6 protein-coding genes and 1 tRNA gene are annotated in these 6154 nt (G+C 64.3%); 4 read left to right on the plus strand and 3 right to left on the minus strand.

The genetic code is table 11. From position 1 onward, the window contains the following. Positions 1–39: 39 nt before the first annotated feature. Complete coding sequence (locus tag HF999_RS20520; RefSeq protein ID WP_168547669.1) at positions 40–1308, minus strand: FHA domain-containing protein; 1269 nt, start codon at positions 1306–1308, stop codon at positions 40–42. Between the two features lie 211 nt (positions 1309–1519). On the opposite strand from HF999_RS20520, the gene HF999_RS20525 reads away from it, so the two are divergent. Both HF999_RS20525 and HF999_RS20530 read left to right on the plus strand, forming a co-directional pair. Further along, positions 1520–1605 (plus strand) — tRNA-Leu (locus HF999_RS20525). A 318-nt stretch (positions 1606–1923) separates the two neighbouring features. Continuing rightward, positions 1924–3006, plus strand: coding sequence for a hypothetical protein (locus HF999_RS20530; RefSeq protein WP_128646715.1), 1083 nt, complete (start codon positions 1924–1926; stop codon positions 3004–3006). Between the two features lie 526 nt (positions 3007–3532). Here HF999_RS20530 and HF999_RS20535 read toward each other — a convergent pair. Continuing rightward, positions 3533–4015 carry a hypothetical protein gene (locus tag HF999_RS20535; protein ID WP_006368644.1) on the minus strand — a complete coding sequence of 161 codons (483 nt, stop codon included), beginning with the start codon at positions 4013–4015 and terminating at the stop codon, positions 3533–3535. An 85-nt stretch (positions 4016–4100) separates the two neighbouring features. Between HF999_RS20535 and HF999_RS20540 the strand changes: the two genes are divergently transcribed. Continuing rightward, positions 4101–4559 carry a hypothetical protein gene (locus HF999_RS20540; RefSeq protein ID WP_006368645.1) on the plus strand — a complete coding sequence of 153 codons (459 nt, stop codon included), beginning with the start codon at positions 4101–4103 and terminating at the stop codon, positions 4557–4559. A 118-nt stretch (positions 4560–4677) separates the two neighbouring features. After that, complete coding sequence (locus tag HF999_RS20545; protein WP_006368646.1) at positions 4678–5652, plus strand: IS481 family transposase; 975 nt, start codon at positions 4678–4680, stop codon at positions 5650–5652. Here HF999_RS20545 and HF999_RS20550 read toward each other — a convergent pair. Then, a complete protein-coding gene (locus tag HF999_RS20550; RefSeq protein ID WP_168436292.1) occupies positions 5649–6065 on the minus strand; it encodes a hypothetical protein in 417 nt (138 codons plus the stop codon). The genes HF999_RS20545 and HF999_RS20550 overlap by 4 nt on opposite strands. Positions 6066–6154 lie beyond the last annotated feature (89 nt).

A 6154-nucleotide genomic window follows, 5' to 3' on the forward strand; every position in this document is an offset into this window, starting at 1 on the left:
GCCTGTTGCGGGCGTGCTTCCGCCGCCCCCACGTGAAATCTACTGGAAGCGGACCACGATGTCGGAGTGGCCGACGCGGATGCGGTCACCGTCGGCGAGCTCCCAGTTGGAGACGGGAACGTCGTTGACCGAGGTCCCGTTGGTGGAGCCGAGGTCGTTGAGGACGGCGGCGTAGCCGTCCCAGTGGATCTCGACGTGCCGCCGCGAGACGCCCGTGTCGGGGAGACGGAACTGGGCGTCCTGGCCGCGGCCGATGACATTGGCGCCCTCGCGGAGTGCGAAGGTGCGATTGGAACCGTCCTCCAGGTACAGCGTCACGGCCTGCGCCTGGTAGCCACCCTGCGGCTGCGCGTATCCCTGGTCATAGGCGGGCTGCTGGCCGTAGCCCTGGTCGTACCCCTGCTGGGCCGGCTGGGCGTATCCCTGGTCGTAGCCCTGCTGCTGGTAGCCCTGGTCGTACGCCGGCTGCTGGTAGTTCTGCTGGCCGTAGTTCTGGTCGTAGGCGGGCTGCTGGCCGTAGCCCTGCTGCTGGTCGTACGCGGGCTGCTGGGCGTAGTTCTGGTCGTACCCCTGCTGCGGCTGCTGGTCGTAGCCCTGCTGCTGGTAGCCCTGGTCGTACGCCGGCTGCTGGTAGTTCTGCTGGCCGTAGCTCTGGTCGTAACCACCCTGCTGGTAGCCGCCCTGGTCGTAGCCCTGCTGCTGGTAGCCCTGGTCGTACGCCGGCTGCTGGTAGTTCTGCTGGCCGTAGTTCTGGTCGTAACCGGGCTGCTGGCCGTAGCCCTGCTGCTGGTCGTACCCCGGCTGTTGCTGCTGCTGGTAGCCGCCCTGGTCGTACTGGCCGCCGTGCCGTCCCTGGTCGTATCCGGGATTGTTGCTCATCGAATCGGCTCCTGATTCTGCAGGTGGTCGCTGGGGTACAAGGTTCTGGGGGACTGCGTCCGGGTCCACGGTGCCGCGGGCCCGGAACTGGCCGGTGTGCAGACCAGGTGACTGCTCGAAATGGACGACCACGTCACCATAAGTCTGCCAGCCGTTGTCATGGATGTATTCGTCGAGGTGCTTCGAGAAGGCACGGATCGCGAGTTCGCGGTCCGCCTCGAAGGTCCCCTGGTCGGTGGGCGAGACGGCGATGACGTACTTATTGGGCACCAGGTACGCCCCGTCTCCCAGCGTCTGCAGCTGGTCCTCAGCCTCGCGCTGGAGTGCGGCCTCCACTTCCTGGGGGACCACCTTGCCGCCGAACACGCGGGCGAAGCCGTCACCGACCGCTCCCTCGAGCTTGCGCTCGAACCGTTGCAGGATTCCCATGGAACGACTTCCCCCTTCCTCAGCGTGTCGAGATGCATGTCCTGACCAATGATGATAGCCGCGATCGAGGCACAACGAGGTCAGCGTAACCCCATTCGTCTCAACTGTCCCTTTGGTAGCACGTACGACGGTGCCCGAGCAAGGTCGGTGCCCAGGTCGCAGTCCGATTTCGTGCTGCGCCGCGGATCGTGTTAATCTTCTCCGGTCGCTCGGGCGAGTGGCGGAATGGCAGACGCGCTGGCTTCAGGTGCCAGTGTCCTTAGGGACGTGGGGGTTCAAGTCCCCCTTCGCCCACCACGAGCAGTTCTATGAACTGCTGGACCCGAGGTCGCGAACTCAAATGAGTCCGTGACCTCGGGTTTTTTGGTCACCAGAGCCGTTCGATTGGCGAATGCCGATGACGGCGGCCGTGCTCCCCCGGATCTCGTTGAGGCGATAGAAGCACGGGTGTCGCGCGCGCCTGGCGCCGCGACGTAGTCCGGTTTCGGCGGCATAGCTGAGGTGCGTAGTTGGTGGCGCATCACACGTCGCTGCTGGTATAGGTGAAGTCGATCGACGAGGTTGATCCCGTACATCCCGAGGCGAGACGGCCAAGTCAACGATCTGGGGGTCACCGTGGGGATCGCGCAAGCACTCGAGTTCGACGATTGTGCCGAACTTCCGGAGTTCGGACCACCGTTCATGGCACACATCTCCGCCGGCGCCCTTGACGTCGTTGCACCTTTGACGGCGACGGACAACGTTGGTGCCGTGGTCGCCAGCCGAAGTGCGGCCACTGCTCGCCGCGCGCTGAAGCGCCTTCGCAAGGAGAATCAACGCGCTGCAATCCTCCTCGATGCAGCCCAATACACCGGGAACTCACGGCGAGTCGGCGCGACCGGGATGTCCGAGCAGTGGGTGAACGATCAATTCGCAGCAGGCCTGACGTGGGCGATGACGGACTCCGGCTACATTCCGAAGGGCGACGGCGAGTCGCTCAAGTCCGTCCTCGGATGGGGGACGCACTCCGATCGACTGTTGGTGTGTCTGCCGTTGGCCACGGACTGGCTTACTGCCAACCTCGACACGCTGATCGAGGTGATCACCGCCACTGGACGCCCAGTTGCCCTCGTTCTCGAATCCGAATCGGACCCACTGCGTCACAAGGAGACCGTCGCCGGACTTATCGAAGTACTCAGGTGCGACGTTCCGACCTTGCTGCTGCGCTCGGACACATCCGTACTGGGAGCGCTCGCGCATGGTGCGGCAGCGGTTTCGGTTGGTGTTCGATCAGGATTGAGGCATCTGTATCCGGCGACCGATGGTGACGACGAAGTTTTCACACCTCCGCCGTCGGTGTACGTACCCAGGCTGCAGTCGTACTACATGCTCGACAAGGTCGAAGGTGGCATCACCACCAATCCGCAATCGCCTGTCTGGAGGTGCTCATGCAGCGTGTGCCATGGGCGCTCTCTGGCGTGGCTCTTCGACCAGAGCGACGTCGCCAGCGCGGCCATGGAACACTCGCTGGCAGCACAAGCACAGATCGCCAGGCAGCTGCTTGAGCACCCCGCGCCGGCCAGGCCAGGAGAATGGCGAGACCGATGCGAGCAGGCCATCAAGAACCACTCACAATTGCTGACTGCTCGGTCGCAGCCATGGAAGCCCCACAAGGCCGTCAAGGCCTGGCTCGCCGCAACGCCACGCGTCAGCGTCTAGATGCCCACACCAACGTCGAGTGCCCACGCAAAGAGCTGTTCCTCCTTGTGCCTAGTCGACGTCATCCGGCACGCAGTCGCCGCCGGACCCGGACGGCCTTCTACGAGCACCGCCGAGTCCCGCTCGCGAACGACCCACGTATCAGCGACATCGAACTCAGCCAGGGTGATCGACCGTGGTGACTCAGCTTGAGTAACCCACATTCCGGCACCGAACCCAGACACCCTGCCTAACGCCTCGAGGGCGTACTGAGGCTGGGCCGCCGTTGAGACGAAACCAACGATTGTCAGCGGACTGCGAGGCGGGCAATCACCCAACTCGTGGATCCAGGATTCCCAGACCGCCAACGTCGACCGATCATGCTCGGGCGGTTGATTGTTCGATATCCGCTCCGCCCACACAGCCTGATCTATCGCGACAACCGGAAAGAGAGACACGCCCAGCACGCTCGTGCGTGGAAGCACAACTCCTGACCAGCCGGAAGCTTCGACCGCTCGGGTCACCGATCCCATCGTGTCCGCCGACGCTACCCGGCCGCGCACGCCACCCCCTCAGAAGAGAACGACACACCAGCATCCAGGTCAGGTGAGCCTTCGGCAGCCCCGCGGCCGAGATCCTGCAATTTGAGGGTTGCCAAGGCATCGACCCCGGGAATGGACCAGTCCCCAGGATCGACGGCGACGTACATCGCCTCGACCCACGTTGCGCCGAGTGCTCGGGCGATCGAGGCCTGCGCCGCGATACCCATCGGACCAGCACAGTGTCCGGCAACGAGCAGGACACGCTGACCGTCCAATCGCTCCGACTCGTCTACGACAAGCACGTTCCCGTCGGCGATGGACGCGGCTGCAACTAGGCGTTCAGATGTGCGGTCAACTGCTGACACCGCGAGCCCGGCCTTGACGGCGTGAGCTGCGATGAACTCACCAGCGCGGCGAAGATCCTCGCCGCGCAAACGCGCGTTCTGTGTTTGCGCTTCGAGAACATCCGAAAGCAAGGAGACCGTCATATAAGCAAGTTTACTCTCCTAATCCCATGAATGTAACTCAGATCGGGGCCTTGATAAGCAAAATTGCGTAACGCATGCTTGCTTGATGGAGGAGGAGGCCGTCTCGCTTGCGCTCGCCGCCGAGAGGCTCGGCGTGACGCGGCAGCGGGCGCAACAACTGCTCCGTGATGGCGTATTGACCGGCCCGGCGCAACCACAGGGGCAGCGAGCTGTACGCAACGCTCCGCGGGTGTTCGTTCACTCACTGGAGGCCGAGGTCGAACGCCGAGCACAGCGACCACGAAAGCGGCAGTCCAGGTCCTCGACGCGCCCTCCTGTCGATGCGCATCTGATTGACGACATCAACCGACTCGCACTTGCCTACGCGAGCGCCCGCGACGACCACACTGCGATGCGTGAGATCGTCAAGCGACTGACGAGCCAACTCGCCGACGCGTACGCGGCCCTGGCTGCTCAGCAAGAGCTGCTAGATCACTCCGCGTATCGGGAAGAGCAAATCGCCAGCATCATCACCAACCACTTCGGGCCGGAGCCCGGGATCTAGTCGTCGGACTAGGTGTACTGGCCAGGGAGGTTGTGAACGGCGTGGCGTTCGGTAGGTAGGTGAGGACCTCGGGTATCGGTGTGGCTACCACACACACGCCGATCACCACGAGGTCCTCATGTCTCACGGTAATGCTTTCCTGACCGATCGGGGCCGGCTGGCCCTGGCCCGCTGTGTCGTCGACGACGGGTGGCCGCTGCACCGGGCCGCCGAACGGTTCAACTGTTCGCCGGTGACCGCGAAGCGGTGGGCCGATCGCTACCGCGTGCAGGGCGCGGCGGGGATGGCCGACAGGTCCAGTCGTCCGCACCGTTGTCCGGGGCAGACGAGCCGGCGGCGTGAACGCCGGATCATCGCCCTGCGATTTCAGCGGCGGTGGGGCCCGGCGCGGATCGCTTACCACCTGCGTCTGCCGCGTTCGACCGTCGCGGCGGTGCTGCGCCGCTACCGGATGCCGCTGCTTCGGCACCTCGATCAAGCCACCGGACTACTCGTTCGGGCGCCCCGGCCGATTCGCTACGAGCACAGCGCCCCAGGTGATCTCGTTCACCTTGATATCAAGAAGCTCGGGAGGATCCCGGACGGCGGAGGGCACCGTAAGCTCGGTCGGATCGTCGGCAATCGACACAACAAGAAGCAGGGCCGCGGCTACAGTTACCTGCACCACGCGGTCGACGATCACACCCGACTGGCCTACTCAGAAATCCTCACCGACGAACGGCAGGAGACTGCGACCGCGTTCTGGCGGCGCGCGGAGCTGTTCTTCGCCGAGCACGGCATCATCGTCCGCAGGGTGCTCACCGACAACGGATCCTGCTACCGCTCGAAGGCCTTCAACACCGCCCTCGGCACTGCGACGCATAAGTGGACCCGACCATATCGACCGCAGACCAACGGGAAGGTCGAGCGGTTCAATCGCACTCTCGCCGCCGAGTGGGCATACGCCCAGCTCTACCGAAGCGACGAAGCCCGCGCCGACACCTACCCGGCCTGGCTGCATCACTACAATCACCACCGACCACATTCCGGCATCGGCGGCCAGACCCCGATCGAACGGCTACGCGTTCACAACGTCCCCGGCCTCAACAACTAGGCGCCCGCGACCAATCCGCAGAGTGCAGCCGCTGTAGCCTCGGAATACTTGCCTCCATGGACCTGTGAGGCGTCGGCGTCGATCTGCGCCTTCGACGCGCCGTAGTCCGTGCCGCATTCCTTCCCTGTGCGAATCCTCGTCGCCTGCACTACTTCGTGAGCAGCCCCTGTGATCGCCCCCTCCGCTAGCAGGCGCAAGCGAGGTCCACGCTGGCCTCCGGTGTTGCGGTTCCAATCCGCGCGGCGAACGACCACAACGTCCGGGTCGATCGACCGGATGCGGCCACTGACCTTCTTGGCTAGCGTGCCCAGCAGTGAAGCCAAATCCTCACCGAAATCCTCTTTGAACTCGAACGAGCTGCTGACGACGACACTCGGGACTGCTGCACGATCGGGTGACAGTGTCGGTGTCATGCCGCTGAGGCGGCTGTGTTGATGATCGTCTCGTATTCGACGGGCGTCAACCGGCCGAGGCGGACCTGACGGCGTCGGCGGTGGTAGGT

This window comes from Tsukamurella spumae, from assembly GCF_012396015.1.
GTDB lineage: Bacteria > Actinomycetota > Actinomycetes > Mycobacteriales > Mycobacteriaceae > Tsukamurella > Tsukamurella spumae.

Excerpts from the sequence above, each read along its gene's own strand:
- HF999_RS20535 (WP_006368644.1), bottom strand. The coding sequence starts at position 4,015 with ATGACGGTCTCCTTGCTTTCGGATGTTCTCGAAGCGCAAACACAGAAC.
- HF999_RS20540 (WP_006368645.1), top strand. The coding sequence starts at position 4,101 with ATGGAGGAGGAGGCCGTCTCGCTTGCGCTCGCCGCCGAGAGGCTCGGC.
- HF999_RS20550 (WP_168436292.1), bottom strand. The coding sequence starts at position 6,065 with ATGACACCGACACTGTCACCCGATCGTGCAGCAGTCCCGAGTGTCGTC.
- HF999_RS20520 (WP_168547669.1), bottom strand. The coding sequence starts at position 1,308 with ATGGGAATCCTGCAACGGTTCGAGCGCAAGCTCGAGGGAGCGGTCGGT.
- HF999_RS20545 (WP_006368646.1), top strand. The coding sequence starts at position 4,678 with ATGTCTCACGGTAATGCTTTCCTGACCGATCGGGGCCGGCTGGCCCTG.